Raw genomic sequence first — 26,927 nt, forward strand, 5'->3', positions numbered from 1 at the left:
ATCGAACCTCCGTCGGGACACGGACATTAAGCGTGAGCGGTGACGGCGACGCAACGCAGGAGCGCGTGGCGCTCCATCATCGCGGCCAGAATGGCCGCGCCGCGCTCGCCGACCGGGATGAACAGACGCGTACGAAACGAGATCACCTCGGAGAACAGCCCGATGGTCTTGAGCCCCGCCCGCGCACTCTCGCTCGCCCCGATCACTTCGATCCGATCCTCGCCCATCACCCTTGCTCTTTTCACCTGAAGACCGCCCGCGAGCTGCAGGCTGGTCCGCCCGCCGAGCACCGCGGCGTAGGCCTCGGCCGGCGCCAGGGCGGCGCCAGCTCCAAGGTTCAGCCGCTCGCGGGTGACGTGCAGGTCCTGGGCCTCGACCACGCGCCCGACGATGCGCTCTCCGGCGTCGGTCACGAGGCGGAAGACGCGCATGTCGATGCCCGGCAGCCGGTCCCAGATCGGCAGCAGCAGGCCGGTGACCACGTAGAGGGTGCGCTCGTCGAACTCGGGCAGGCTGGCGAGTTCAGCCGCCCACGCCGCCGCGAAGGCCTCCGGCGTCACATCCTCGAACGAGGAGCGGGCGTACTGGTCGCGGTCGAGAAGCTGGCGCTGGAGCGGGCGCACCAGGCGGACCCGGGCGACCACCGAGCCGTCCTCGCGCGTCTCGCTCGCCGCCTTGCCCATCAGCGCCGGCCGGCCGGAGCGCGCGTTCACGACGGGGCGGTAGCCGTCGGCGATCATGTCGAGCGCCGTGGCGAGGTCGAGCGGCCGGAGCCGGCGGCGCTCGGCGATGGTCAGGAGGTGCGTGTGCGCCCCGCTCGCCGGGTGGGTGTAGGCGACCTCGCGATCGGTGACCGTGAAGCTCTCGGCGGTCAGGACCTCGACGCCGACGTCGTAGACCCCGGCCGAGATCGCGCCCTCGATCACCAGGGCCAGCCGCTCCTCGAACGCCTCGAACAGGACGTTCTGGACCGCGATGCGCAGCGCCAGCACGCGGTTGAGGAAGCGGCCGATCGGCGGCAGCTCGTCGAGAACGGAGCCGTTCTCGGAGGTGAGCGCGAGCCCAGTCATCGCCTCGAACACCTTGAGCGGGCAGCCCTCGATCTCGCCCCGCACGATCGCCCAGTAGAGCTGGCGAAGTGCCGTCGCCGCGTACGGCCCTTCGAGATTGTCCTCGGGCCGGAACAGGCCCTGGCCGCCGGTCTGACGCTGGCCGCGGGTGATGGCGCCGAGGGTGTCGAGGCGCCGGGCGATCGTGCTGAGAAACCGCTTCTCGCCCTTCACGCTGGTGGTGACCGGGCGAAACCGAGGCGGCTGCGCCTGGTTGGTGCGGTTGGTGCGGCCGAGCCCCTGGACCGCCGCGTCGGCCTTCCAGCCAGCCTCGAGCAGGTAGTGGACGCGCAGGCGCTGGTTCTTGGCGCCCCGGTCGGCATGGTAGCTGCGCCCGGTGCCGCCGGCATCCGAGAACACCAGGATCCGCTTCTCGTCGTCCTGGAACGCCTGCGTCTCCGAGAGGTTGGCGGTCGCCGGCCGGTTCTGGAGCGCCAGGCGATCAACGCCGTCCTTGCCCGCCTGGCGCACGATCCGGCGCGAGCGTCCCGTCACCTCGGCGACGACGTCCGTGCCGAAGTGGTGCAGGATCTGGTCGAGGGCCGATTGCACGGGCTCAAGCCCGCACAGGTGCTCGATCAGGCTGTCGCGGGTCTCGACAGCCTCGCGGCACAGGACGGGCTGGCCGTCGGCATCGATCACCGGCCGGGACAGGATGTTGCCGCCGTCGTCGGTGTAGGGCTCGTAGAGCTGGGTCGGGAAGGCGTGCTTCAGGTAGTCGATGACGTACTCGCGCGGCGTGACATCGACGTTCAGGTCGCCCCATTCCTCCGAGGGGATCTCGGCCAGGCGCCGCTCCATCAGCGCCTCGCCGGTCGAGACGATCTGGACGACCGCCGCGTGGCCGGCCTCGATCCCCGCCTCGATCGCCGCGATCAGCGAAGGGCACTTCATCGCGGTGAGCAGGTGGTTGAAGAAGCGCTGCTTGCTCGACTCGAAGGCGGAGCGCGCCGCGGACTTGGCCGCCCGGTTCAGCGTTCCGGATGTGCCGGTGACGCCCGAGGCTTTCAGCGCCGCGTCGAGGTTGGTGTGGATCACCTGGAAGGCGTCGGCGTAGGCGTCGTAGATCGCCGTCTGCTCCGCCGTCAGCGCGTGCTCGAGCATCTCGACCTCGACGCCGGCGTAGGACAGCGAGCGGGCGGTGTAGAGGCCGAGCGCCTTCAGATCGCGCGCCAGCACCTCCATCGCCGCGAGCCCGCCCTGGTCCATGGCGGTGACGAAGTCCGACCGGGTGGGGAACGGGAAGGCGCCGCCACCCCACAGGCCGAGGCGGTGGGCGTAGGCGAGCTTCTCGACCGTGACCGCGCCGGTGGCGCTGACGTATAGTACGCGGGCATCAGGCAGGCGGTACTGGAGTGCGAGGCCGGCGCGCCCCTGCTGCGAGGCCTCGACCACGCCGCGATCGCCTGAGCCGGCCGCGGCGTTGGCGAGCGCGTGGGCCTCGTCGAGAGCGATGACGCCGTCGAAGTCCGGCCCGAGCCAGGCGAGGATCTGGTCGAGGCGCGAGCCCGAGCCGTTGCGACCGGTTCCGCGCAGGGTCGCGAAGGTGGTGAACAGGATGCCCTCGGACAGCGTCACCGGCTTGCCGGGGGCGTAACGCGACAGGGGCACGATCTGGAGCGGCTCCTGGCCGAGGTGGCGCCAGTCGCGCTGGGCGTCCTCCAGCAGGGCTTCGTTCTTCGAGATCCAGAGCGCCTTGCGGCGTCCCTGGCCCCAGTTGTCGAGGATGATCCCGGCGACCTGGCGCCCCTTGCCCGCGCCGGTGCCGTCGCCGAGAAAGAAGCCCTGGCGGAAGCGCACGGCGCCATCGGCACCCTTGGCCGCGGCCGAGAGGACCGTGCTGGTCTCATCCACCGTCCAGTAGCCCGGCAGGTGGCGGGCGTGGGCGGCGCCGGCGTAGATCACGGTCTCGAGCTGGCATTCCGAGAGGAGGCCGCCAGTGACGATAGCAGTCGGCAGGCGCGGGGTGTGGCTCGGCCTTGGCAGGCGGACCGAGGCCATCGCCGTCGACTGTACCAGCGGGGTCGGGTGGGGTTGCGCGCCCTCGATCCGCAGGGTCTCCAGGGCGTAGGCCTCGTACAGGGCGGCCTCGGCCGCGAGCGTGGCGGGCAGCTCCTCGATCACCGTGTAGGTGACCTCCGGGGCGGTCTCGCCAGCGGCAGCCGGGGCGGCGTCCGGCGCGCGGGAGCGCGGGGCCGGGGCGGGCCTACGGGCGAAGCCCGGGATCGCGCTGCGTCCAGCCGGCGCGGCCGGCTCCAGGCGGCCTGGGACATTGGCCTGGACCGCGGCCAGCAGCCCGGCCGGATCGTCCATCAGCCCGAGCGGGGCGACGTGCGCGCCCGTCTCGCCGGCGGGCAGCCGGTCGAACACGCTGAGGCGCACATCGACGGACGTACCGTGTTTCGCGTAGGCGCGGCCCGACAGCCCGGCCGAGAACACCAGCCGCCCGCCGCGCTCGCCAAGCGCCGCGAAGGCCTTCGCCGCGGCCGGGCGATCGGGTCGGAAGCTCTCGCCGGTGATGGCGACCAGGCGCCCGCCGCGGGCAAGCCGGGACAGGGCCGAGCGCAGGTGATCGCCCGTGGCGTCGCGATAGCGGCCCTCGACCTGGGCCGCCACGGAGAAGGGCGGGTTCATCAGGATCACGCTCGGGGTAACGCCCGGATCCAGCCTGTCGTGGATCTGGGCTGCGTCGAGCTGCGTGACCGAACCGGCCGGGTACAGCGCCGTCAGGAGCCCGGCCCGGGTCGCGGCCAGCTCGTTGAGATGGAGGCGCGCGCCGCCCAGCTCGGCGTGGATCGCGAGCAGCCCGGTGCCGGCTGACGGCTCCAGCAGCTCCTCGCCCGGCCGCAGGCCGCAGGCGAGGGCCGCGACGTAGCCGAGCGGCAGCGGCGTCGAGAACTGCTGGAGCGCCTCGCTCTCCTCGCTGCGCCGCGTATGGGTCGGCAGGAGAGCGGCGACCCGGGCGAGCATCGCGAGCCGGGCGGCCGGGGTCGCGGCCTTGGCCCGGATCGCCGGCCAGAACCGGCGCAGGAACAGAACTTGAGCGACCTCGCCGGCCTCGTAGGCGTCCTTCCACAGCCAGAAGCCCTCGGCGTCGCTGCCGCCGCAGGCGGCTTCCATCGCCGCGCGCAAGGCGGCGGTCTCGATCGCGCGGCCTTTCGCGAGGGCATCCGCGAGGCGCGTGCCGGCCTCGACGATCGCGGCCGGGCTCGGGCTCGGCACGAGGGCGGTGCTAGCCTCCAAGTATTTGGCGCTGATGGAGAAGTTCATGGTCGCGGCTCCTGGTCGATCAGGCCGGGCCGCGGGTCTCTCTTCCCCTCGCGCCGGCTTAATCCCCCGGAGGGCTCCTCTTCCTCTCAGATCACGGAATTTTTATACCGTCCCGAAGTATTGAGGACACACTGCCGGTCCTTCCACACCGTGGATTCCCTTACAAACCATTAAGACCATTGACCGATTGCCAAGTCATGGGCTTGCATGAAACAGTCAGACACAGCGGAGGGATTCGTCGGTTGAACCGGCCGCACAGAACAAACCACGACACGATCGTCGAATGCACGGCCCGGATCGTGATGGCGTACGTTGCCGGCAACAGGATACCGCCGGATCGTGTCGCCCCGCTGATCGAGTCGGTGTTCGAGGTGGTCAAGTCTCCGCGCGACTTCGAGGTCGACACGGCCGTCCCCGAGGCCCCGGCTCTCACCTACGTCGCGTCGGACCATCCCCGCCCGCAGGCTCCGGCACGCCTTCTCACGCGCAGGGAGATCGAGGACTCGGTCCAGGAAACCTACCTCGTCTGCTTCGAGGACAATAAGCACTACCGGATGCTGGCCCGGCACCTGCGGCTGTTCGGCCTGACGCCGGATGCCTACCGTGAGAAGTGGGGTCTGCCCGACGACTACCCGATGATGCCGGCGGCCGACCACAAGCATCGGTCCGAGCTCGCCCGGCAACGCAACCTCTGGCAATACGATCGCAGCGCGGCCAAGCCGCGCAAGAAGTACGTCATGAAGGCCAAGAAGCAGCCGCAAGGCGTCGAGGACCTGTCCAAGCCGAAGGCCTACAGCATGGATCTCACCCGAGGCAGGTGGAGCCTGAAGGGGGAGATCGCGCAGGCAGCGACCCCGGGCTGACGCCCGGGACCGGTGCCGATCAGGACTGCGACGGGCCCGAGCGCTCGGCCCGCACCCACCCTGGGCTTCTCATTCGGCGGCGATGGCGTAGCCCAGGTCAGGCTCACCGTCGGCCGGGCCGTCCTCGCCGTCGAGGAAGGGCGGAAGCGGCTCGGACCCGTCCTCCTCCGCAGCTTCGCCGAGGAACGCCGGCAGCGCGGCCTCCTCGGTCGCCGTCGCCCCCTCGGCACTCAGGCCGGGCGTGCGCAGCAGTTCGGGCAGCCAGCCGCTGTCGGCCATCAGGCGCTCGGCCTCGCGCGCCATGTCGGCCTTCTTGAGATGGTCGAGGAGCTGGGCCTTGTCCTCGCCCTTGGCCTCGCGCACCGCCGCCAGGATCTTGCCCTTCGTCACGCGCGAGAAGTAGTTCGCCGCCGTCGGTTTCCAGTCCCGGGTCATGTCGAGCCCGACGAGTTGGGCGAGCTGGTCGGCATGCGGCATCACCTCGGCGGGCCGCCGATCGTAAGCGCTGTGCATCGCGTTGATGGAGAGGCCGGCGCAGAGCGCGAACAGGTCCGTGCGCTCCTCGGGCGCCAGTCCCACCAGGAAGTCCCAGATCGCCCGGTGGTCGGCCGGCAGGCGCCTCGCCCACGCCTCGCGCTTCGCGTCGAGGGCGCTCGCCGGCCGGTAGGCGTCGAGGCCCTGGACGGTGTGATCGGGGCGGGCCGAGGAGGACGAGACCTCCAGGCACGACGCAGCCCGGTAGGCCGTGACGATGACGCGGATCACCATGGCGTGCAGGACCGCGATGAAGGCGGCCTGGGGATCGTCGGCCAGCGCCTCGCGCAGCGCGATGGTGCGGTAGGTGGTCAGCTCGATCCGGTGCTGCTCGGAGAGCGGGCGCTCGACCTCCTCCGGCTCGGACGCGGGGGCGAGCGCGGGCGTGCTACCCCCGATCGTGATGACCGTGCGCATCACCGCCGGAGCCGGGGCAGCGACACTGCCCGAGGGGGACGCGACCGGCTCGCCGATCGGCGCCGGCGCCGCTCCGGCCGCGGCCGCGCCGTGGTCCGCCCCCGCAGAGGCCTCCGTCTCCGCCCGGGGCTCGTCCTCGGGCCGGACGTAGCCGCGGCGCACCTTCGGCGTGCCGTCGTAGTCGAGGGTGACGAACGCACCGGCGATCGCGATGTCGGCCGGGTCGTAGATGTGGGCGCGGGCCTCGAACGCCGCGATGTCCCTCTCCAGCTCGGAAATCCGATGCGCGACGTCGGTGGGCCATTCCTCGTCGCTGTAGCCGTACTCGTTGTCGAGCCCCTCGCGCTCGGCCAGGGCCGCCTCGAAGGCCTCGTGCTCGGCCTCGCTCAGCTCGGAGCGGGTCGGCAGGACGCGCAGGCCGTATAAGCGGCTGCTCATCAGCGACAGCGACACCTCGATCCACTTCCAGCCCTCCGCCGCGACCGTGGTGCTGAACTCGGCGAGCTTCGCCTCGGCCAGGCGGTCGAGCAGCGCCGCATCCTCGAACCAGCCGTCGCCGCGATCCGTGAACAGGTCGCGCAGGATCGTGCCGCCGGCGGCCTCGTAGGCCTCCTCGCCGACGAAGATGGCGCGGGCCTCGCCCATGCTCACCGTGCGCTCGGTCAGCGCCTGGCGGATGCCCCAGTTGCTCAGGGCGCCCCGCTTCTTCAGCGCCTCCCAGACCTGAACCTGGCGGGCATGGTCCTCGCTGACCGAGAACGCCATCAGGCATTCGAGCGTCATCTGACCGGCGCCGTAGGCCTCGAGCAGCGCCGGGCTGACGCCGGCGAGCCGCAGGCGCTGGGTGACGATCCGCTCGGTCACGAAGAAGCGGGCGGCGATGTCGGCGGTCGACATGCCGGTGTCGGCGAGCGCCTTGAACGCCCGGTACTGGTCGAGCGGATGCAGGGCCTCGCGCATCGCGTTCTCGGCGATCGAGTCCTCGGTCGCGCTGATCGCGCTGCCGGCCGCGCGCACGATGCAGGGCACCTTGACGGTCCTGGCCATGCGCCCGGTCGCCACCAGATGCTCGAGCGCGCGAAAGCGGCGCCCGCCGGCCGGCACCTCGAAGCGGCCGGTCTCCTGGCCCGCCTCGTCGAGGAGCGGGCGCACGCTCAAGGACTGGAGCAGGCCGCGATGGGCGATGTCGGCGGCGAGATCCTCGATGCTCATGCCGTCGGCGATCCGGCGCACGTTGGCCTGGGACAAGCTGAGCTTCTCGAACGGGATCCCGACCGCCTCGGTCAGGACGATCTTGGCGGTGGCGGCGATCTTGGCGGCGGCCTTGGTCCTGGACATGGCTCATCATCCTTCGCGTCGGGTGGTCGGCTCTCTGTCGACCTCGAAACCCTCACGCAGGCGAAGCCCCCCTCTGACTCCAGAAGGGGGCCGCGGAACCGTTGGTCGCCAGATCAGGCGGCGACCTGCACGCGGGCGCCCACGGCCTCGCGCGGGGCCAGGGTCAGCGGCGGGACGGCGGTGGACACCGCCTGATCGAGCCGCGCCAGGATCTCGGGCAGGCCCTCGCCGGCCTCGTGCGCGTTGCGGAGCGCCGCCAGGGTCATCACCGGCTCGCCGCCGTCGTCGGCCAGCTCGGCGGCTGGGCTCGCCAGCCCCGGGCGCCAGTGGCGCAGGCCGGCGTCGAACACGCCGGAGCGTGCACACCAAGTGCGGAGGTACGACAGCCCGTGCTTCTGGCAGTAGGCGTCGAGGTCCGAGGTGAGGCCGAAATCCTGGAGATCCTCGAAGGTCACGCTCGTCCCCTCGGCCAGGGCCTCGTGCACCAGGCGCTCGGCCTCGGCGAAGTAGCGGCCCGTCGCGGCGATCAGGCCGGCGACGGCCTGCGCGCCCTCCAGGGGGCCGCCGATGGTCACGGTGGTCATCACGTACTCGCCCATGTCTCGCTCCTGAGCTGCAGGCCCGACGGGAGCGCTCGTCCCGCCCGGGAAGCCTGCACGAAGGAAAGGCCCTCCTCTGACTGTGAGGCGGGCGGAGACTGGCGAAAGGATCGGGAAGGCGCTATCTTCGGTCGTGGAGTGGGAGGACAGGTTTCCCTGTCCCCCCGTTTCGCTAGAATGTGAAGAATTGGACCCGGAGGCGCAGCTGCCAACTGCTCCGGGTCCTTTTCACATCAAGCGTAATGCTCAGTGGCAAGAACCACATCGGCATTACTCCCATCGCAGGCGAGGCCTTCGCCGAGGCCGGGGCGGCCTATCCTCCCCGGCAGGGCCGGTTGGCTCGGCCCCTCTGCATCCGCCTGCAATACCGTGTGTCGTATCCGGCAACCCGGGTCGCGTCGATGGCTCGCCCGCTCAGGAGGCTGCGTCCGGAGCCGGCAGGGCGCGAGCGGCCGGCCCGGGAAGGCGAGCCGGTGCTGCCGCGGCATCGGCAGCCTGGATGCGCACCACCATGGCGCTACCGGCCGTGAGGTCGTGCAGGTCGACCAGGACGGTGAGGACCTTGGCCACGTCGCCGGCGAGATGAGCCCGCGCCTCGTCGAGGGTTGGGGCGTGGTGGCGACGCACAAGCTCGCGAGCGGCGGCCTCGAGCACCCTCGCGGGATCCAGGACATCGAGGTCGAGGGACATCGTGTAGGACGAAGGATCGGCCATCTGCGCCAGGCTCCGAAGGGTTCAGGGTCAGGGCCTCTCTCGACTTCGAGAAAGCCCGACTTTATCCCTCTGCCTCTCGCTCTTCTTGCGCCAGCCGCCGGACGATGACGGACCGCGTATCGTCCGCTTGGGCGAGGCGGCGGATTATCGCGAGGTCGTCATCCGAGCAGGTGCCGCGCACGATGATGTCGACCCAATGCCCGCTGCGGCCGACGTGGCTGTCGCGCAGCCGGTGGTTCGACGAGGTGTAGAAGCTCTCGCTCGGATCGATCAGCCGCACGCGCGAGGTCAGGAACAGGATCCCGGACCCGAGATTGCCGCAGAACAGGCGCTCGTCGGCCCCCGTCGTCTTCGGCCCGCCGCCCACCGTGCGCTGGCCGATCTGCCGGAAGGCCTCGGAAAAGCTCGCCGGGTTCGGCGTCGTCCGGGGGGTGAGCGTGTGGCCGCCGCCCCACGGCGGCCGCGCCGGATCGATCCGGCCGGTCGCGATCTCGTGCAGCAGGGTGCCGAGATAGCTCGGATCGGCCGGATACGGACAGATCCGCCACAGAGCCCGGATCGCGCGGCGCTGGTCGACCTCCAGGGCGGACAGGCGGTTGCGAACCCTGCGCCAGCCTTCCGCCCGCTGCCGCCGGCTCTCCTGCTGCTGACGCTCCCATTGCCCGGTGCGCCGGACCATCTCCTCGTCGACGTCGAGCTGGCGCTCGGCGATCACCGCGGCGAAGAGGGGCAGGGCCGCCTGCTCGCGGACCTGCTTGCGCTGGTACGCCGCGCGCTTGCGCGACGTGTCCTCGAACGCCGTCGGCCGCGGCCAGCGCTTGAAGCGCATCACGCCGCCTCCCGCTCGATCGTCGCCGCCGCGTCCTCCGCACCATCCTCCTCGCCCTGCCCGCCGGCGCCGTCCGGGGCGAGGTCGGCCGGCAAGTGGCCGAGCAGCCAGTCGGCCGAGCGGCTGGCCAACCCTGCGGCCTGCACGATCGCGCGCGGATCCGAGCGCAGCACCTCGAGCCAGTTCGCGATATAGTCGGCGTGGCGCACCGTCGGCACGATCCCGAGGCTGGCGCAGACGAAGGCCGCCGAGATCTCGGCCACGAGCTCCTCGCGTGCGTACCCCTCGCTGCCGAAGCGGCCGGTGAAATCGCGCGCGAGCCGATGGGCGGCTCCCGTGGCGTGGCTCATCTCATGCGCCGCGGTCCTGTGAAAATTCACCGGCTCGAAGAACGATTGCGGCGGCGGCAGCACGATCACGTCGTCGGCCGGGCGGTAGAACGCCCGCTGCCCGCCAAGGTGGATGGTGAGGCCGGTGCCCTCCATCAGCGCGCGGAAGCGCGGCTCGATCAGGTCCTCGCGCGGCGGCGGGGGCGGCACGTAGAGGTCCTCCGGCAGGCCGTCGCACTGCGCACAGTTGAACACGGTGTACTGCTTGAGGAAGGCGATCGCGCGCGCCTCCTCGCCCGCCCGCGAGGCCCGGTCCCGCTCCTGCTCGGGGGTGAAGCGATTGGCGTAGACGACGGGCGTGCCCTTCTCGCCGCGGCGCACGCAGCCCCCGAGGGCGAGCGCCTGGCGGAAGGTGAGCCAGCGCTGGGTCGGGTAGCCCGCCGCCATGCCGCTCGACCACAACAGCATGACGTTGATGCCCGAATACGCTCGGGCGGTCTGGGCATTGCGCGGCATCCCGACCGCGGCGGCTCCCGGCAGGTCGCCCCACGGCTGCACCCACGGCACCCGGCCCTGTTCGAGCTGGGCGATGATCGTGTCGGTGATGCGCTGGTAGAGGTCGATGCGCGGGCCTGGAGCGGCCTCGGAGCGGCGGGCAGCGGGCTTCCGGGAAGAAGAGGGTCGGCGGGCCATCGGGGAGGTCTCGCGACGGGCGCCGGAGCCTCTCTCCGGCCTGATCTCCCGTCATGGCCTCGCGAGGCCTTCTCTCACTCCGGCGCGGTCCCCTGACCCATCCTCGAGGCGGCCGGCGGGAATGAGCGGATCAGGCAGCCCCTTCCTCACCGACTATCGTCCTGGTTGGTGGATCACGCCAAATGCCTATCTTATGATTGCAAGCAGACCGCGCGGGATACCCTGCGGCAGGCTCGAACCAAGGAGACGTCGTGTGCCTTGCTCGACCGCATCTGACGCGACCTTGGAGCACCGGACGATCGAGGCGCACCGGCACTACCTTGCGGCGCTCATGCGGGTCGAGGCGCTGGACGAAGCCGACGACGGCTCGGACGGCGAGCGGGAGCGCCTCGATGCCGAGGCAGCTCATCTGCAGACGTTCGCAATCCTGAACCTGCTCTTGAACGAACTCGGCTACGTACTGAAGGGCTTGGTGACCCGGTCCGAACTCGCCATGGCGCTGGCCTGCGAGGTGGGGAGCTACGGCGTGTACCCCGGCCACTTGGATAGCTGAGGCCCGGGCTGGCAGAAGGCTCGCGCCGGGACGCGAGCCGAAGTGCTCATCAGGTCAGCTTGATAAGAGCGGCAAGGGCTCCGAAGGTCGTCACGAGCCCCGCCACGATCATGCTCCCGAGCCGAATGGTCAAGCGGAGCGTCTCCAGCTCCATGGCAGAGCGGAGTTCGTCCTTGGCCGCGCGCAAATCCTCCTTGGTCACGAGATCGACCATGATGAACTCCCGGGGCCCACGGCGTGTACCCCGGCCACTACGACAGCGTAGACCCGGGTCGGCAGGAGGCTCGCGCCTTGGCGCGAGCCAAGGTCCAGATCAGGTCAGCTTGAGAAAGGCGCCGAGGGCCGCAATGAAGGCCCCGACGATGCCACCCAGGCGCACGGTGATCTGCAAGGTCTGTAGCTGGAGGGCGGAACGCAGATCCTCCTTGGTGGCGAGGTCGACCATGATGAACTCCCGGGCCGCTTCGGCATGCGCCTCGGCGTGATCGGTGGGGATGCCGGCCGCACGCAGTGTCTTCGAGTAGCCGAGTGTATCAAACGCGTAAGCCATCGTACTTGCTCCTTCTGTCGCAGGTCCGGCCCCGCCGCGAGGGGCGGGGCCCGTGAGAGCCGGGGTCAGTCCTGGCGGCGGCCGGTGGAGCGGGTCCAGATCAGCGAGTGGGTCTTGCCGTCCTCCTCGGCAAAGAGCCGGGCGTAGAGCGGAGCCGGCAGGCTCGGGTCGTCGATCTTGACCGAGATGTAGTCCCGCCCCTCGTTGGACCGCTTGGCCCACCCGGCGCCGATCTCCGCCCTGGCGAGGTAGATCCGGTGGGTCGGCGCGTTCTCGGCCGTGCGCTCCGTCTCCGCCTGGATCGTGACCTTGCGAGCCTGGATGGTGAGGGTGGCGATGTCGCCGGTGAAGCCGGTCTGGGTCTGGGTGAAGGTGCCGATGGTCGCCATGGTCGTGATCCTCTCGTCCGGTTGCTCTCGGCCGCGCCCCTGCGGCCTCGATGGCGTTCGTTGAGCCGGAGGCGACCGGCGCCGCACCTGCTTGCAGGCCGCAGCGTCAGCGGAGGACGGCGAGGGACGGTTTTCTTGATCCGCGAGGAGACGCCGCAGGCGGCGGGGAAGAAAACCGGCATCCGCCGTTGCGGTGGTCCCGGTCGCCCCGGGTAGAACCGCCCATCACCGAGGCCTCTGGGCTGCGGCCAGGCCCTCCGGACCGCGGGAACGCCACCTGGCCGGCTCGGGTGACGCACCTGACCGCGACGGTTCCGGTCCCCGCACCCCGCCTCTGGCCGGAGGCCCGCACCCGGGGACGATCTACGCGCGCCGCTCCCCGCCGGCCCTGACCTATTCGCGAAGGCCTGACGATGGCACGGTCCTGCCTGAGAGGGAGGTAGGAGGGGGCTTCAAGCTCAAGCACGGCTCGAGCTTCTGCAACCGCCGACGCGCTACGCTGCCGCGATGTCGGTCAACGGAAAGCCACGGCCTTTGAACAGCAGCGGCATGCGATAGGCCTGGGCACAGGCATAAGCGAGGCAATCCGCAGGGGTGAGCCCGGCCGTGTGACGGCCCTGGCCGTAGCGCTCGAAGGCCTCCAGCGCACCGTCGGCAGTCTTGGGCGACATGGCGACCACCTGGATGCTTGCCAACGTGAGGTAATCCCGCACGGCCTGCCGGGCGTCGGGCAGCGGCAGATCGAGGATGCGCGAGAGGGCAAGCGTGGTCTCGAAGACCGCAACCGGCGAGGTGAGCCGCTGGCGGGCCTGCTGGAGCCGTGCGACGAGGGCGGCGGCCTCGGGCTCGCCCGACAGGATCGCGACCAGAGCGGAGGTATCGACGAACATCACCGGTTGCCAAGGAGATGGTCGCGCAAAGCGGCCTCGGCCGGGCGTGGGTTCGGGCCGGCCCGCTCGCGAAGCCGGTGGGCGAAGTCGAGCGAGAGGGCGACGAGGTCACGCTGGCCCTTTTCGCGGTCGATCTCGTTGCGTAAGGCTTGGTGAACAGCTTCGGTCTTGGTGGTGCGCTTGAGCGTTGCCAGTTCTTGAGCGAGGGCGTCGACCGCCGGATCCTTGATGAACAGCGCCATGGATATCACAAGTGGATATAGCCGATATCCCAATCAGGATATCCCAGGAGCAGTGTGGGGCAAGCCCGCCGCGTGACGGGTAGAGGGGCGAAGGTACGCTGACCGAACGCGAGGATCGCTCCTCGCAGGGGACGAAAAGCGGCTCTGATGCCGTCGGCATCACTCAGGGGTGGTTTTTGCACTCGTGTCGAGGAGCTTATGGCTATCTACCATTTGAGCACCACCAGGATCACCCGACGCAAAGCGCAAAGCGCGGTCGCTTCGGCTGCGTACTATGCGGACGAGGCACTGACCGACCATCGCACCGGCTTGCACCATGCGATGCCGCCTAGAGACGGTTTGCTTCATAGCGAGATCCTGTTTCCGAGCGAAGCTCGCATGGCGACGCCCTGGGATCGGCAGAGACTCTGGAACGCCGTCGAGGCACGGGAGAAGCGTGTCGACTCCCTCGTGGCGCTGCTCTGGATCGTCGCGCTGCCCCATGAGCTGTCGACTGCGGATGCTATTGCCCTGGCGCGATCATTCGCCGACACCCTCATCAATCGCTGGGGCTGCGTCATCGACCTCACGGTGCGGAATACCGGCTCGCTAAACCGCGTTGGCTATTTGCTCACGACGACGCGCCGGTTTGACGGTGATAGTCTTGGGGAGCAGATCGACTTCGTTATCAATGCCCAGACTCGGTACAACCGTGGCATCGAGACGTCGCAACGATCCGATTTGCTGGCCATTCGGGCCCAATGGGCCGAGATGGTCAACGCGGCGCTCGCCGCGGCCGGCTTCAGTGCGCGGGTCGATCACCGCAGCCTGAAGGATCAGGGCTTCGATCTCATCCCCCAGACCCACCTCGGTTCGACCGTAGCGCGACGGACCCGACGCGGCGAGGACATGGATCACAAGGCGGGCTCGGTGGATCGCGACATCTACAATGCAAAGTCGATCCTGAAGCAGCCGGATATCATCCGGCGCCTGCTCGAAAGCCGCGGAGAGCCCTTCGACGCGCAGAGTGCCAGACGTGCGATCGATCGCTTCGTCGACGATGCGCCCCTGCGAGAAGGGCTCTACCAGCTCGTCATCGCGGAATGCGAGCAGCCTTGAACCCGGCAAGATGGCAGGCCGCACCAACGGCGTGCGACGGCCTGCGGATCGATATCGACGGTGCGACCCATGCTGGACGGGGTCGCACCGGCGGGAGGATCACTCCTCCCCGTGGGGGTCGAACTCGGTGACGACGTCGGCCGGGTCGCCCTCGAACTCGTCGGAGGTGACGACGCCGAAGCCGGCCTCGGAGCGGAACACGGTGACCGGGACCATCAGGGAGGCCGCGAGGCTGTGGGCGTAGCGGTTCGCGAGGGTGAGATCGGTCGCCATCGGGGTCTTTGCTCCGGCTGGAGCGGGGGCGATCCCCGCTCGACAGCGGCCCCTAGAGGCCGAGAGCGGCCGCGATCACCGCGTAGGCGAAGCCGAAGCGGCCGCCCGCTTGCGGAGCGGACCCCTTGCGGGTTGATCGTAGAAGGCCGCGACGGCCTATCGGGGTGGCGGACGAGAGAGCGGGGTCGTCCACGCCGGCGCGGGCCTGACATCGACATGCCAGCGTTCTCTAAAGCGATATCAGACCAATAAGCCGATCGTCCTGGCCCGACGCTGCCCGCCATGCCGCGGCCGGGGGGGCGTATGCTGTTAGAGGGTCCGGTCGATCCGCCCCTGCGCCGTGGTGAACAGTGGACGGATCGCTGCCCGGATCTGGTTCATGAACCCGGGCCCGAACGAGCCGCGTGCCGTCTGGTTCGGGTCGAAGTGGAAGGACCGCTCGGCGACGTCGTAATTGTACTCGCTGACCGTGATCCAGCCGCGCTTCAGCGTCGATAGGCCGGCCCGGCGCAGCTCGAGCACCGGGATCTCGAGGGCGGTTTGCCCCTCGGTCGGTGCGGTACCCGAGATGGCCAGCAGGACGAGATGCGTCAGGCCCTGGCGCGGGTCGGGGATGGTGATCGCCAGACAGGTCGGGCGGTCCTTGGGTGCATGGAGACGGCCTTTCTCGCTCTGCCAGCGCCACAGGTAGGGATAGGTGATGACCGCTCCCGTCGGGAAGGGTTGGCCATCCTAGTCGCCTCGGTGGTCGGACGATTGGCGATCGAGCTCGGCCAGGATGAGGCTCGCTAATTTCTCCGGCGTTTCCCCGGCGCCATAGGCCCGGCGCGGATCGGCCTGCTCGGTCAGTCGCTGGTAGGTGTCGGCCGAGAGCACCACCAGGGAAGGGCGGCCGTGCTTGGTCAAGGTGAGCGGTGCTTGGCGCGCCTCATCGTGATAGCGGCCGAAATGGCGCACGAACTCGGCGGTTGTGACGGATCGGTCGTCCGGCATCGTCTACCCCTCTGGAAAATACAGATTATACAGATAAAACAGGATCGCGACCGGCGTCATGCGCGGATGGCACTACAGGCCGAGATCCTCCTGGAGGAAGCGGGCCGGGATCGCTTCCTCGGCGCCCTCCCACACGATGCGGCCGCCCTGCCAGATCGTGACGTAGCCGCCGCCCTTCGGCATTGGCGCCAGCGGTGCTGCCTGGAAGTTCCGGCAGCCGAACTCGCCCACCGTGGCCGAGAAGGCGGGCCTTGGATTGTTGCCGATCAGGACGCGGTCGCAGGCGCCGGTCGGGCGCCGGACACGGCGGCGGGAGTGGCCGAGGCGGAACGCCTCGTAGGCCTGCCGCTCGCCCTCGGGCGGCGGCCTCCAGTGCCGGCAGTGCTTGCACTGGCCCGGACGTGTCCCGACGGGCTCCTCGAGCGCCGGTCCGCCGTTGTGTCCGAAGCCTCCCGTCACGACCGGTCCTCCCGCGAGGGCGCTAGCGCCAGCCAGGCCCGGAGGTCCTGGCGCATCCGGCCGATCTGGTCGTTGATGACGGTGACGCGGGCATCACGCCGAACGCACCCCATCTCGACGAAGCCGCGCACGAGGGCGTGCATCACCTCGACGTAGAGGCGGCTCCCGACGAGGGCGAGGTCGGTGATCGGCTCGTCGCCGTAGCGGGTCAGGCCGGCGATCTCGGCGCCGGCGTGGATCCCGCAGCTGTCGGGCCGGGTCGGCGAGGCCGGCCGGGGCCAGCGCGTCGTCACCCCGCCTGCGATCATCCGCTCGGCGAGATCGGGGGTCAGGCGCTTGTTGTAGAAGTCGATCGCCGTCGAGGCGGCGCGAAAGCCGTAGAGGGCCGACAGGAAGGCAACCTTGGCGCGACGGCCGTCCGGGTCGGCGGCACGCAGCGTCCGCCAGAGCGGGCCATCGTACCGATCGAGTGCGGGCATGTAGCCGGGGTCTGGTCGCTTGGTGGCAGAACAGGCGAGGACGAGGAGGCGGGCCATGATCGGTCATTCGTGGCGGGCGCCGGAGCCTCTCTCCGGTCAAGAAACCCGTCGAAAAGCCGGGACTTCTCTCTATCCTCGCCATTCCGTGACCCAACCGACGACCGTCGTGCCGAGTGGTGGCTCCAGCCTCGGTGGTCGGTAATCGGTAGTGGCGAGCGGATTTTCCAAGAGCTTTCAGGAAAGGAGGGATTCGCCCTCAACGAGGCCGTGCTAGCGTGGCCGCATCGTGCCGATCCGCCCCGAACACCGCCACTTCTATCCGATCGACTGGCCGCAGCTCTCGGCCGTGATCCGCTTCGGCCGCGCCGGCGGGCGCTGCGAGGCCTGTGGGCGGCCGCACGGGCAGTTGATCGTCTGCCTCGACGATGGGACCTGGCACGACGCCGAGGCCGGTGCGTGGCGCTCTGGCCGCGGCCGGCTCCTACGCCGTGATCAAGCCCAATCCCACCGCGCCCTGGCCGGCGAGCCTCACCCTGCGCATCGCCGTCCTTGCTGATATCCATGCCTGCGATCCCTTGATGAGGATCGAGCGCATCGGCGGGATCGTCGAAGCCACCAACGCGCTCGGGGCCGACCTCATAGTCCTGGTCGGAGATTTCATGGCCGATCAGCGTTTCGTCACCCGCAACGTCTCGGCCGCCGAATGGGCGCCGGTGCTGGCTAAGCTCACGGCGCCGCTCGGTGTCTACGCGGTTCTCGGCAACCACGATTGGCGGGCGGACAGGGAGGCCCAGATGCGTGGCGCTGGGCCGACTATCGCGGGCACGGCGCTCCCCGACAACGGCATCCGGGTCCTATCGAACGAGGCAGTACCGCTCGCAACTCGGGCCGGCCCCGTCTGGCTCGCCGGCCTCGAGGATCAACTTGCCCTGGTGCATGGCCGCTGGCGCTTCGGCCGCAAGCGGGTGGGCCTCGACGACCTGCCCGCCACCCTGGCGGCGGTGCCGAACGGCGCGCCGATGATCCTGCTGGCACATGAGCCCGACATCTTCGCCAAGGTGCCGGCCCGGGTCGCGCTGACCCTGTCGGGTCACACTCATGGCGGGCAGGTGCGGCTGTTCGGCTGGCCGCTGGTGGTGCCCTCTTGCCGCCGCTACGCCTACGGCCACGTCCGTGAGGCGAGCGACCTCGTGGTCTCCGGAGGCTTGGGCCTCAGCGTTGCGCCGATCCGGTTCGGGGTGCCGCCGGAGATCGTGGTGGTGGAGCTGGGGGCGGAAGCGGTGGCGTGAACGGTGTACCCGACTCTTGCCACCTACCGGATCGGCTGATGCCCACCGCGATGTCGATCATACCTCCCACCGCGGTGCGGGTCGCGCGATGCGGTCGTTACCCGTAGGGCCGAAACCCGGCACGGGGTTCGGGGAGCGAAGCGAGTAGGACGCGGTTCCGAAGGAACGCGCCAATCGGCTGTGGTAACGTCGGGCAATAATCTAAACTACTCATGCATGGTCTGGCTCTATAGCTTCAGGCAAGCTCAGATCGTCCAAAAGCTCGGCACGATTTTGAGTAGAAAGCCAAATCAAAAATCCTTTATCGACCACGTGCAAGCTTGTATTGGCTGTGTCGTAGTCGATTACAAGGGGCCTAGTGCCCTTTTTGTTCTGCAAAGAGGCCGCAGAATTTAAAATCTGTGTAATATTTCCATTATTTAGATCTTTACCTTTTGGGTGCTTTGACTTTATTAACGAAGCGATCCTGCGAAGTCTGATGCCCTTCTCAAGCTGCTCGACGGAGCTACAGAGTATTGCATAGACTACCCATTTCGGCATCTCCAAATCGGTTTCCTGAAAGCCGTCGGCAAAGCCCATCAGAAAGCCTCTGTACCTCCCAGCTTGCTCTGAAACAACTTGACCGACAACCTGTGCAGGATCGATGTCGACACCAACCACACGAGGATCACCCTGACAAGTTTCAAAGACGCTTGAAGCGCGGCATGCTCGCCGGCAAGCTTCTTGAACGATGTGAACGCTATCAAAGCATCTGCTGAGTAAGCCCTCTCGAAACCCTTCGTCAACCACGACGTTCAAGAGTGCGGCGCCCGCATCAATTACTTCGGCAAGGCTATCGCGTGTCCAAGTATCAACGTCAACCGATAAGACGCGATCAGTTAAATCACCATTAAAACCGATGAGCCGGTTTTCCTCACGCCATACACCCACAATGATAAATGTGAGTTTGGAATTTTCGTGAAACGTTTTTAGGGAAAAGCTAAAATTCCTCTGCGACTCATCAGGTAGATAGTGAAAATCTTCGAGCACTATATAGCGCTTGGATTTAATTTCTTCCAACGCCCGAATGATGTCGTTAGGATCGTTTGGATCAAGTTCTATTGGCTTTAAGGTTTCTTTTTCAGTGCTGGTATTTTGATATTCGTAACCGGCATTACCCGAACCCTCTGTAATAAGCGGGATCTTAGCTTTGGCACCGACGCCTGCGACAACTTTGTGAGAACCTGAAGCTGTTTTTTCGAGAGATTGGCGAATATTGAAGCCCGCTTCCTTTAATATAGAAGCATGCAGTTCGGCTAGTGTCCATTTATTTTGACAAGATACTACAATATAATCAGTTTCAACCAAACAATTTTTGCGCAACGATGTTTTACCTTGCTTAGAACTACCATAAATCACAATATGTTGGCTTCGGGACAGACTTTCAATAAATTTGTCATCGACAATCTTTCGAACAACGTAGTTCATAGGAAGATCGCGATTTATTCCGAACACTTCATCGGTTGTGTGAGCTGTTTTCAACGCGATAATTCCTTTGTGAATGCTGTTACACCAGATAGGGGTCGGAACCCGAAGCGACAGCTTACCTCTGATCGCGGCGCTCGTCCTCTCGAACTTCTACCCAAGCTCACGCTTTGATGACTGCATGGTAAGGGCCCGCAATAGTGGTGCATGCCACGACTGCGGAGTAGGCCGCGCGGGACGGTCGTTACCAGCAGGGCCGAAACCCGGCACGGGGTTCAGGGAGCGAAGCGAGTCGGACGTGGTCCTCAAGGCACGCGCCCTTCAATATGGTCTCACCGTTTCGTTCTCTGGCGACCCCCCAGCGTGTGAGACCAGTAAGTCAGGCCTGCATCTCCTCCTTCGCCTCGAGCGCCCGGTAGACGCTGGTGCGGGAGATCCCAAGGGCCCGGGCGATGGCAGCGGGTCCTTCCCCTGCTGCATCCCGGCGCCGGATTTCGTCCACGGGCATGGATTTCGGCCGACCCTTGCCGGCGTAGACGCCTGCTGCCTTGGCCGCCTCGATCCCGGCTCGCTGACGCTCCAGGATGAACTTGCGCTCCATCTCCGCCACCATGCCGAGCACGGTGACGACGATCCGCCCAATGTCACCGCCCGTGGTCATTTCGGGGTCGAGGATGCGCAAGGAGGCGCCCTTCTGGTCGAGGTCGTGCACCAGGTTGAGCACGTCCCGGGTGGAGCGGCCGAGACGGTCGAGGCGGACCACCACTAGCTCGTCACCCTCGCGCAGGAACTGCATCACGGTGGCGAGTTCGGGCCGGTCGTCGGCGGATTTGCCCGACATCTTCTCCGAGCGGATCACGGTGCAGCCGGCGGCCTTCAGCTTTTCGAGCTGAATGGTGAGGTCCTGGTCGGTGGAGGAGACGCGGGCATAGCCGAACCGGGCCATTCTGGACCTCAAACGTACCAAAAGGGTGGCTTTGAACGGGGGTGTGTAACATATACCGAAAACAACCCTTTTGGAACGCTCGAGGGACGTACCACGAAGCCGCACCAGAACGGTATACTGTTAAGATGCGAATATATGTCGGAAAACAGGTGTTTTCCGACATCCAAGATGGCCAGTCGGGCATGTTGGCTGACGCCTGACGCTGACGAGCGCTTCATGGGTCTGCTGGCGACCGATTTTGTTGAAAACTCGGAGGCGGCACCTGCGCCGTCGTTCCATGAGCCGACCAGAAGAATGTTCATCTTCTGAAGGTGTCGCTGATCCGCGTGCGTATCGAGCTGAGCTAGCTCACCTAGAACTTCCTTCTCCGCAGGGCGTTATGCCGGGCGCCGCTCCGGCTGGCGATGGAGTTTTTCAACACAATCGACCCGTTGCGGACCGTCAACGAAGAAGATCGCCTACCCGAACTGGCTTCACAGCATGTCTCAGGCGGTCTCGACCAACCACTCGGCTCGGAGACTGAATGAGGCTTTGAAGACCTCTTGCCCCGCCTCGTTGCGCATCAATACCGAAATCTCTCGGTCCGCGTGCGGCGCTATGTAATCTCGCGCGATATCAGGTAAGACCCTGATCGCAGCATCCCGGGCAGCATGCACATTAGGGAACTCGGTTCCTACATCGTCGACCGTCAAGCCGCCGTCTTGTATGTCAAAGAAGAAACGAGGCATAGCAAACTCAGTAAAGCACGCCGATAGCGCGGAAATTTCGTATTCGCCGGAAGGCTTCAATGCACTCCAACGATCCTGTGTCTGTATCCGGACAGGGTTGGTGGCACGTTAACATACGTATAAACGTAATTATTTGTTGTAGATCGCGCCAACAAATGCTGAAAAACCAATCAAATGTTAATTGTATAAATGGATTTGATCGAAGTCGCAACAGCTTGACCTTAAGAAGGTCTTCTTCCCACCCCATGCGGTCCTTCGGCAGATCAGGCTGGTGTACGGAAAACATGTGTTTCCCGACAGGGGTGGTCAGTCGATCTTGCCGCGTACGAACCCAGCCATGGGGCTAGCACGGCAAATCCCGTCGAGTTGAGCAGATGCATGGGAACGTCGCCGGCAGGGTTTCCCGTACATGCCGGTCTGAGGCATGCGGGCGCCGCCCTCCGGCCTCATAGTCCTATAGGCTACGTCAAGCTTCACTCCGAAGCAGCCGATCTAGATTTCTGCCGGGATCGGAATTCCTGCCTGTGCATTACAGGTGGCATGTCACCCGACGATTGCACCTCCGAGCTTCTCCAGCGCGCCCAAGATACAATCGAGGCGGCAGAGCGCGTCCGCTCGAACAATGCCTGTCTCCGGGCGCATGGATACGAACTCGCCCTCAAGACCCGCGACACGGCAGAGTTGCTTCGCCGTATGCAGGAAGATGCGGCGGTCCGGCCACAGACAGCTCAGGCCACCCATCGGGCGAGGATCGCTTCGGCCTCCGCCGGGTCTTCCTGGATCCTGTAGATGGTCTGTCGGCTTAGGCCGGAGTTCCGGGCGACTGCTGAGACGGTGGCGCCCTGGGCGAGTTGGGCCCGCACGGAGTCGAGCTGAGTCCGGGTGTAGCTGGGCTTGCGGCCGCGGTATGCATCGTCCCGGGCCTTGGCGTGGGCGATCCCGGCGCGCTGCGCTTCCTTGGTCGCCTCGGCCTGGGCCTGGGCCGTCGCGCTCATGAAAGCGATGAGCGCATCCCGCACGGCCTGCTGCATCGGGTCCTTAGTGGCGCCGTCGAACACCAAGCCGTTGATGACCGTACGGACGATCACGCCGCGGCGCATCAGCTCGCGAATGGTGTCGGTCACGTCCTGGTAGTCGCGGCCGAGCCGATCGACCCACCGGACCACGAGCACGTCGCCGCGCCGGAGCATATCGAACAGCCAGCGCCCCTGCAGCCGATCGGCGAGCCGGGTGCTGACGCCACTCACGCCTTCGTCCGCAACCACGGCGTCGATCGCGAAGCCCGCGGCCTCAGCCTGCGTCCGCTGGTGGGCGGCGGTCTGGTCTGTGGTGCTCACGCGGGCGTAGAGGATGGTCTGCGACATGGCCGAAGCGTCCGTTGATCTCATGTCCGCATAAAACCACGTCCGTAAGGCAAAAGCGACCCTAGCGGACAGGGATTCGGACGGTCTCGGCCCTGTCCGCTGCGGTATACCCATGCGGACGCCATCGGCTGCGCATAGCTCACCCCGGCTAGGTTTGGGCTGCTCTCTAAGAGGACCGCGACGGCTTATGGTGAGGTCTACACGCCGCGTCGATCCTGGTCCGTCTGAGCAGCAGCTACAAGCCATGCGTCACATTCTGAAACGCGATAGAAACTTGACTCTATGTCAACTTTGCGCAAAATTACATAAATGGCAGATTTTTTCGAAGCCAAATAAAGAATTGATTTTCCGGAGGATTAGATGATGCGTCTTTCGACCGCTTTGATGACTGTCGGCTTGATCGCTGTCGCAACGACCTCATTTGCGGGTAGCGGTGTGGGGGGTGCTGGCGGTCAAGCCGGTGGAAATGGCAATAGAGGTGGGAACGGCACATCGGGGGGAATGCCGGGGTGTGGCGGCGGAACCAATCCGTCTTCCGATGGAAAATTCTACATTCCCGGCACTAAGCGGGAATGCAATCCAAGCGACGATGATCGCAAGAAACTAAGATAGAATTGTAGCAAGTCACTTGCTGTTCGACGCATTTCACTCTTTATGCTGGCTCCATACGCCCCCCTTATGCGAGGGCGAGCAGGGTTTGGAGAGGCCGCGTAGACGCCCTCTGGGGCGTCGAAGTCGTCGGTGGTGCAGCGCCAGGCAGCCGGCTGAGGTCAAGGTACGCGCGGCCTTGAGACCACACACCGCGTCAGCGACCGTCACCCGCAGGGCCGAAACCGCGCAGCGGGTTCGGGGAGCCGCCGCAGGCGGCGAGTAGGGCGCGGCCCGTAGGGGACGCCCCTCTCAGCCTCAGACACCCTGCGCGCCTGATTGCGCAGCATCTTCGACAGGACCAACTGCCTCGGCGCCGGCGGTAGCCGCAGCGAGTGCAGCCGCCTTTCGCTGCCGGGCTCTCTCCTGGTCGACCTCGTAGGTGCGCTGCATGTCGTGCCGATCCTTCTCCCTCACCGGCTCGACCGGATTGCCATCAAGGTCGTAGCGCATCGATCCAGGCTGGGCGACCGCGTGCCGGTAGCTGAAGCTGCGGACGTAGTCGCGGATCGCCCTCTCGCAGACATTGACCGTCACCTCGGGTCTGCAGCGGGCGAGGATCTCGGGGCCGAGACCGACCTGGAAGGGGCGCATGGGATCGCGCAGTGCGGCCGGAAGGACGCTGATCGTGGCGACCAGAAGAGCGTTGAGCGCCTGGGCTCGGGCGAGGACAGCGGACCCAGCAGTGCTCGGCACCCGGCTTCTCGCCCAAGGACGGAACGGGCGAGTCTGCTTGACGAGTGTATCCGTCGCCGCGGCGCGAGTAACTGGCTCAGGGTTCGGCGCCGACACGATCTCGGTGGGCTCGACATGCGAGTTGGCTCCACCTGGCCGAGTTGCGCCTGTCCAATCGCGGCGAAGAGGCGTAGCGCGAGATCGGCAATATATCGATGGTCCCTAACGCTTTCATCGGCACCGTCTACGCAACGAATTGAAAACCGGGCCACGAGGCAAATATTATTCTAATATTTTAAAAATCATAGCATTCAGATAATCATTACTAAGTAGCTTTAGATGTGCGACGCGATCTAGGACAAACCAAACCAAATGTTAAATCATCTCTCTGCCGTCTAATTCGCCATTGGCATTTGCCATTTTCAAAAATTGTCATGTCTTCCGCTGTAGCCTCTCTAAACAAGCGGGCTACATTGACAGAAGCTTGCTTTACATCTGGAATAATGAGCGCTGAAGTGATAAGACCAACGGCCTGAAGCGATCTTTCATCATACCGTAGGCCAATATCTATTAGATTTCTAGATATTACAAGACTTCCACATTTTTCGCTCCAATATGTTCTTTCAAGTTTCAGAAACAACAATTTCAAATTTCCAACTTCCATCCCAATTTTACCGTTACATTCACCAGTGAATGGCAAATTGATATTTTTTTTCTTAGATAAGAAGCTAATTCTATCCTCTAATTCCTCTGGGTGCAAAGCCGAAGCTGTCAGAAATAGCGATGCTGGTACTATCACATAGGCCAATAAATCTACCGAAATCGAGGTGTAAGCTCGACTGAGCAATCGGAGAAATTCATTGAGCATGGCTACCACCCTTTTGGCTGGTTCCTATGACTTGGCGATTGAGCATTCGCGATCAAGACCCCAAGGCCACATTCAAGGAAAAAAAGCCGCAGCTCAATTTTTACAGGGCGGACGGACGAGACCGACGCTCCTACGGATCTCCTGCAACTCAGTGCGACATCACGCTGGTACCTAATTCGGGCGTCTGGTCGTCCCGAGGGGTCCCGATGCAGTCGCGTCGGAGAGCTACACGCAAGGCGCCAGATCGCCTCTCGGCCAGCGAGGTTTTAGCCCCTTGCTTGGTCCAGAAGTCCGGTGCGGAACTCGCGTCCTCCGCATGCCCACAACTCAACAGTCACGAGCCGCAGGTGAACCGGCCGCCGGCGTCGCCTCTCCCCGCTCATAACTTAGGCTCTGATCACCCCTTCTCCAGATAGTTCATGCGGGTCGCCGCCCTGGGTGATAATGTCCTTCTCTGATTGCGGAGAAGTCAAGCAGTCGAAGCCAACTGCTCTACCAGGCGTAGCGCCTCGTAGAGGGCGGTCTTTCTTTCCGATCTTCAACCTGTAAGCGGCCTCGGGAGCCGTCAATCCGATCGCCATGAGCGCTCGCGCCCGCATCAGGACGTCCGGGTTCACGACGGGCTTGCGCTCCCCCCTTCCGGCCCAGCGCCGCGGCTGCCGTCAAACCGGCCCGGGTCCGTTCTCAGATCGTTCGGCGGACACCTCCCTGGCTGGGATCGCGGCCGTTCGATGGTCCCCCGCGAGGATCATGCTTCTCTTCGAGGTCGGCGCAGCGCCGCCTCACGATAGGGTCCGACAGTTCGGGCGCTGCAATCTTTATCGCGCACTCGGCCGGCCGGAGCCGGAGGGTGCCGGACATTATCCGCAGTCGCCCCAACCGCGTCCCGCGGGGGGACATCGCTCCGCCACGACGGCGGAACCCGTGTGGCGGGACCGGTCAGCTCGCAGCGGCGGCGTCCCGGGTCCAGCGGAAGTCGGTGCCGTCACTCCACAGCCGATGCAGGAGCACGGCCAGCTTGCGGGCGACGGCGACGGTGGCGCGCTTCAGGCCGCGCCGCTTGGCCAGCGCCATGCCCCAGGCCTTCAGGGCCGACCAACGCTGCGTGCGGGTGATCAGCGACAGCGCCGCCTGGAACAGAGCTTGGCGCACCATGTGATCGCCGCTCTTGCTGATCCGCCCATTCCGGTCGATCTCGCCGGAAGCGTACTTGCGCGGCGTCAGCCCGAAATGCGCGCCGACATCGCGCGAGCGGGCGAAGCGCTCGGGGGCGTCGATCGCGGTGGCGTAGGTGAGGGCCACGACCGCGCCGACCCCCGGCACGGTCATCAACCTTCGGCAGACCGGATGCTCCTTGGTGGCGCGCAGCAGCATGCGGTGCAGGACATCGATCTGGCGCCGCAGGTCGTCCCGGGCCTTCAGCATCGGCACGACCATGGCCATGAGGCGAGGCCGGTCCGCCAAGAGGTCGACGACCCGATCGTGGAAGGTCGCGGGTGTGACCGGTCCAATCTTGAGCCCGAAGGCCTTGAGCTTGCCGCGGATCTCGTTGTCGATCGCGAGTTGGGTCGCCAGGAGCGTCTTGCGGTTGGTGAGCAGCAGGCGCAGCTCCTGGCTCAGGGCGGTCTTCACGTGGACGGCAGTGTACCAGCCGACCCGGATCGCCTGGGCGATGGCGCGGGCGTCGTTGCGATCGGTCTTGACCGCCATGGCGGCGGTCGCCCCCTCCACGCGGCGGGTCTCGATGCAGACGGCGGGGTACCCAGCCTCCCGCAGCCCTTCGTACAGCCAGGGCGAGAGCGGGCCGGCCTCCAGACCGATCCGGTCCAGGGGCATCCCCAAGTCGGCCAGCCACATGATCAGGGCGGCCGGCTCCGATCCGGCCTTGCCCTCGCGGATGATGGTCCCGACCTCATCGACCACGCACAGCGCGGTCTCGTTGAGGGAGACGTCGAGCCCGGCGAAATACCTCATCACACCACCTCCTGACCGGCGGAAGACGGATCGAAAGCGCGGGTGCCGGCATCGGATGCTTGCGGAATGAGGCAGAGCCCGCAATCACCTTATCTTTATCAGACATAGTGTTCGCGGGATTTGCTCCCGCGGAGACTCTCTGAGGAGGCTGAGGACCGGTGTAGGAATGCCCATCGGGATCCATCAGGGGCGAATCATTCCCAGGCTCCGGCCCTGCACCGGCACAATCAGGGTGCAGCTCCGCTCCAATTCGGTCTTCGCCAGAGCCACCTGAACCGCTCCGGGATTTTCGGAGGCTGATTGGCTTGGGTCAGGCGGCCAGGGCTTGGTCGCCGACGTGAGCATGATAG

Annotated in this window: 27 protein-coding genes and 1 pseudogene; 5 read left to right on the top strand and 23 right to left on the bottom strand. The window is 66.1% G+C overall.

Annotated features, from left to right (window positions below; genetic code table 11):
* Nucleotides 1–26: 26 nt before the first annotated feature.
* On the bottom strand, nt 27–4,379 hold the full coding sequence (locus VQ02_RS21965) for a strawberry notch family protein (RefSeq protein WP_048446351.1): 4,353 nt from the start codon (nt 4,377–4,379) through the stop codon (nt 27–29).
* Between the two features lie 242 nt (nt 4,380–4,621).
* Between VQ02_RS21965 and VQ02_RS34870 the strand changes: the two genes are divergently transcribed.
* Entirely contained in the window at nt 4,622–5,242 is a 621-nt protein-coding gene (locus tag VQ02_RS34870; protein ID WP_053080497.1) for a Ros/MucR family transcriptional regulator, read from the top strand.
* Between the two features lie 69 nt (nt 5,243–5,311).
* Here the strand turns inward: VQ02_RS34870 and VQ02_RS21975 are convergent, their stop codons facing one another.
* From VQ02_RS21975 to VQ02_RS21995, 5 genes are all read right to left on the bottom strand, one after another.
* Nucleotides 5,312–7,531, bottom strand: coding sequence for a ParB/RepB/Spo0J family partition protein (locus tag VQ02_RS21975; RefSeq protein ID WP_048446352.1), 2,220 nt, complete (start codon nt 7,529–7,531; stop codon nt 5,312–5,314).
* A gap of 113 nt (nt 7,532–7,644) precedes the next feature.
* Nucleotides 7,645–8,130 (bottom strand): hypothetical protein, encoded by a 486-nt coding sequence (locus VQ02_RS21980; protein WP_048446353.1) that lies wholly within the window; start codon nt 8,128–8,130, stop codon nt 7,645–7,647.
* A 414-nt stretch (nt 8,131–8,544) separates the two neighbouring features.
* Nucleotides 8,545–8,844 carry a hypothetical protein gene (locus VQ02_RS21985; RefSeq protein WP_048446354.1) on the bottom strand — a complete coding sequence of 100 codons (300 nt, stop codon included), beginning with the start codon at nt 8,842–8,844 and terminating at the stop codon, nt 8,545–8,547.
* Nucleotides 8,845–8,905: 61 nt separating this feature from the next.
* A complete protein-coding gene (locus VQ02_RS21990; protein WP_048446355.1) occupies nt 8,906–9,673 on the bottom strand; it encodes a hypothetical protein in 768 nt (255 codons plus the stop codon).
* A complete protein-coding gene (locus tag VQ02_RS21995; RefSeq protein WP_048446356.1) occupies nt 9,673–10,695 on the bottom strand; it encodes an ArdC family protein in 1,023 nt (340 codons plus the stop codon). Before VQ02_RS21995 ends, VQ02_RS21990 begins: the two co-directional genes overlap by 1 nt.
* Before the next feature lie 253 nt (nt 10,696–10,948).
* Between VQ02_RS21995 and VQ02_RS22000 the strand changes: the two genes are divergently transcribed.
* Nucleotides 10,949–11,248 (top strand): hypothetical protein, encoded by a 300-nt coding sequence (locus VQ02_RS22000; RefSeq protein ID WP_048446357.1) that lies wholly within the window; start codon nt 10,949–10,951, stop codon nt 11,246–11,248.
* Nucleotides 11,249–11,297: 49 nt separating this feature from the next.
* Here the strand turns inward: VQ02_RS22000 and VQ02_RS37435 are convergent, their stop codons facing one another.
* The 5 genes from VQ02_RS37435 to VQ02_RS22020 form a co-directional block, all read right to left on the bottom strand.
* A complete protein-coding gene (locus VQ02_RS37435) occupies nt 11,298–11,462 on the bottom strand; it encodes a hypothetical protein (RefSeq protein WP_156295503.1) in 165 nt (54 codons plus the stop codon).
* A gap of 99 nt (nt 11,463–11,561) precedes the next feature.
* On the bottom strand, nt 11,562–11,798 hold the full coding sequence (locus tag VQ02_RS22005) for a hypothetical protein (RefSeq protein WP_048446358.1): 237 nt from the start codon (nt 11,796–11,798) through the stop codon (nt 11,562–11,564).
* Nucleotides 11,799–11,863: 65 nt separating this feature from the next.
* Complete coding sequence (locus VQ02_RS22010) at nt 11,864–12,187, bottom strand: DUF736 domain-containing protein (RefSeq protein ID WP_048446359.1); 324 nt, start codon at nt 12,185–12,187, stop codon at nt 11,864–11,866.
* A 494-nt stretch (nt 12,188–12,681) separates the two neighbouring features.
* Nucleotides 12,682–13,077, bottom strand: a complete 396-nt coding sequence (locus VQ02_RS22015) for a type II toxin-antitoxin system VapC family toxin (RefSeq protein WP_048446360.1) — start codon at nt 13,075–13,077, stop codon at nt 12,682–12,684.
* Nucleotides 13,077–13,319 (bottom strand): type II toxin-antitoxin system VapB family antitoxin, encoded by a 243-nt coding sequence (locus tag VQ02_RS22020; protein ID WP_048446361.1) that lies wholly within the window; start codon nt 13,317–13,319, stop codon nt 13,077–13,079. The genes VQ02_RS22015 and VQ02_RS22020 overlap by 1 nt, the downstream gene beginning before the upstream one ends.
* 198 nt (nt 13,320–13,517) lie before the next feature.
* On the opposite strand from VQ02_RS22020, the gene VQ02_RS22025 reads away from it, so the two are divergent.
* Nucleotides 13,518–14,417, top strand: coding sequence for a MobA/MobL family protein (locus VQ02_RS22025; protein ID WP_048446362.1), 900 nt, complete (start codon nt 13,518–13,520; stop codon nt 14,415–14,417).
* 99 nt (nt 14,418–14,516) lie between these two features.
* Here the strand turns inward: VQ02_RS22025 and VQ02_RS38330 are convergent, their stop codons facing one another.
* The 5 genes from VQ02_RS38330 to VQ02_RS22045 all read right to left on the bottom strand — a co-directional run bounded on the left by VQ02_RS38330 (nt 14,517) and on the right by VQ02_RS22045 (nt 16,678).
* On the bottom strand, nt 14,517–14,690 hold the full coding sequence (locus tag VQ02_RS38330; RefSeq protein WP_167350779.1) for a hypothetical protein: 174 nt from the start codon (nt 14,688–14,690) through the stop codon (nt 14,517–14,519).
* 309 nt (nt 14,691–14,999) lie between these two features.
* Nucleotides 15,000–15,212 (bottom strand): hypothetical protein, encoded by a 213-nt coding sequence (locus VQ02_RS39375; protein ID WP_245239813.1) that lies wholly within the window; start codon nt 15,210–15,212, stop codon nt 15,000–15,002.
* Between the two features lie 210 nt (nt 15,213–15,422).
* Nucleotides 15,423–15,683, bottom strand: a complete 261-nt coding sequence (locus VQ02_RS22035) for a type II toxin-antitoxin system prevent-host-death family antitoxin (protein WP_048446364.1) — start codon at nt 15,681–15,683, stop codon at nt 15,423–15,425.
* A 72-nt stretch (nt 15,684–15,755) separates the two neighbouring features.
* Entirely contained in the window at nt 15,756–16,142 is a 387-nt protein-coding gene (locus VQ02_RS22040) for a hypothetical protein (protein WP_048446365.1), read from the bottom strand.
* Entirely contained in the window at nt 16,139–16,678 is a 540-nt protein-coding gene (locus tag VQ02_RS22045) for a hypothetical protein (protein ID WP_048446366.1), read from the bottom strand. Before VQ02_RS22045 ends, VQ02_RS22040 begins: the two co-directional genes overlap by 4 nt.
* Before the next feature lie 229 nt (nt 16,679–16,907).
* Between VQ02_RS22045 and VQ02_RS39380 the strand changes: the two are divergent.
* Nucleotides 16,908–17,108 (top strand): annotated as a pseudogene (locus VQ02_RS39380) (hypothetical protein); the annotation flags it as partial.
* The gene (locus VQ02_RS22050; protein ID WP_048446367.1) at nt 17,047–17,910 is read left to right on the top strand and encodes a metallophosphoesterase; all 864 of its coding nucleotides are present in this window, start codon (nt 17,047–17,049) and stop codon (nt 17,908–17,910) included. The pseudogene VQ02_RS39380 and the gene VQ02_RS22050, both read left to right, overlap by 62 nt.
* 210 nt (nt 17,911–18,120) lie before the next feature.
* On the opposite strand, the gene VQ02_RS35915 is transcribed toward VQ02_RS22050, so the two are convergent.
* The 7 genes from VQ02_RS35915 to VQ02_RS22080 all read right to left on the bottom strand — a co-directional run bounded on the left by VQ02_RS35915 (nt 18,121) and on the right by VQ02_RS22080 (nt 26,577).
* On the bottom strand, nt 18,121–19,377 hold the full coding sequence (locus tag VQ02_RS35915; RefSeq protein ID WP_083469367.1) for a hypothetical protein: 1,257 nt from the start codon (nt 19,375–19,377) through the stop codon (nt 18,121–18,123).
* Nucleotides 19,378–19,753: 376 nt separating this feature from the next.
* Nucleotides 19,754–20,320 (bottom strand): recombinase family protein, encoded by a 567-nt coding sequence (locus VQ02_RS22055; RefSeq protein ID WP_048446368.1) that lies wholly within the window; start codon nt 20,318–20,320, stop codon nt 19,754–19,756.
* A 485-nt stretch (nt 20,321–20,805) separates the two neighbouring features.
* Nucleotides 20,806–21,048 (bottom strand): DUF6894 family protein, encoded by a 243-nt coding sequence (locus VQ02_RS40065; protein ID WP_048446369.1) that lies wholly within the window; start codon nt 21,046–21,048, stop codon nt 20,806–20,808.
* Between the two features lie 728 nt (nt 21,049–21,776).
* Nucleotides 21,777–22,412, bottom strand: a complete 636-nt coding sequence (locus tag VQ02_RS22070) for a recombinase family protein (RefSeq protein ID WP_048446371.1) — start codon at nt 22,410–22,412, stop codon at nt 21,777–21,779.
* A gap of 906 nt (nt 22,413–23,318) precedes the next feature.
* The gene (locus tag VQ02_RS22075; RefSeq protein ID WP_053080499.1) at nt 23,319–23,756 is read right to left on the bottom strand and encodes a ProQ/FINO family protein; all 438 of its coding nucleotides are present in this window, start codon (nt 23,754–23,756) and stop codon (nt 23,319–23,321) included.
* A 304-nt stretch (nt 23,757–24,060) separates the two neighbouring features.
* Nucleotides 24,061–24,612, bottom strand: coding sequence for a hypothetical protein (locus VQ02_RS37440; protein ID WP_157080749.1), 552 nt, complete (start codon nt 24,610–24,612; stop codon nt 24,061–24,063).
* 930 nt (nt 24,613–25,542) lie between these two features.
* On the bottom strand, nt 25,543–26,577 hold the full coding sequence (locus tag VQ02_RS22080) for an IS110 family RNA-guided transposase (RefSeq protein ID WP_048446372.1): 1,035 nt from the start codon (nt 26,575–26,577) through the stop codon (nt 25,543–25,545).
* Between the last annotated feature and the right edge of the window lie 350 nt (nt 26,578–26,927).

The sequence above is a fragment of the Methylobacterium variabile genome (assembly GCF_001043975.1).
Taxonomy (GTDB): Bacteria; Pseudomonadota; Alphaproteobacteria; order Rhizobiales; family Beijerinckiaceae; genus Methylobacterium; species Methylobacterium variabile.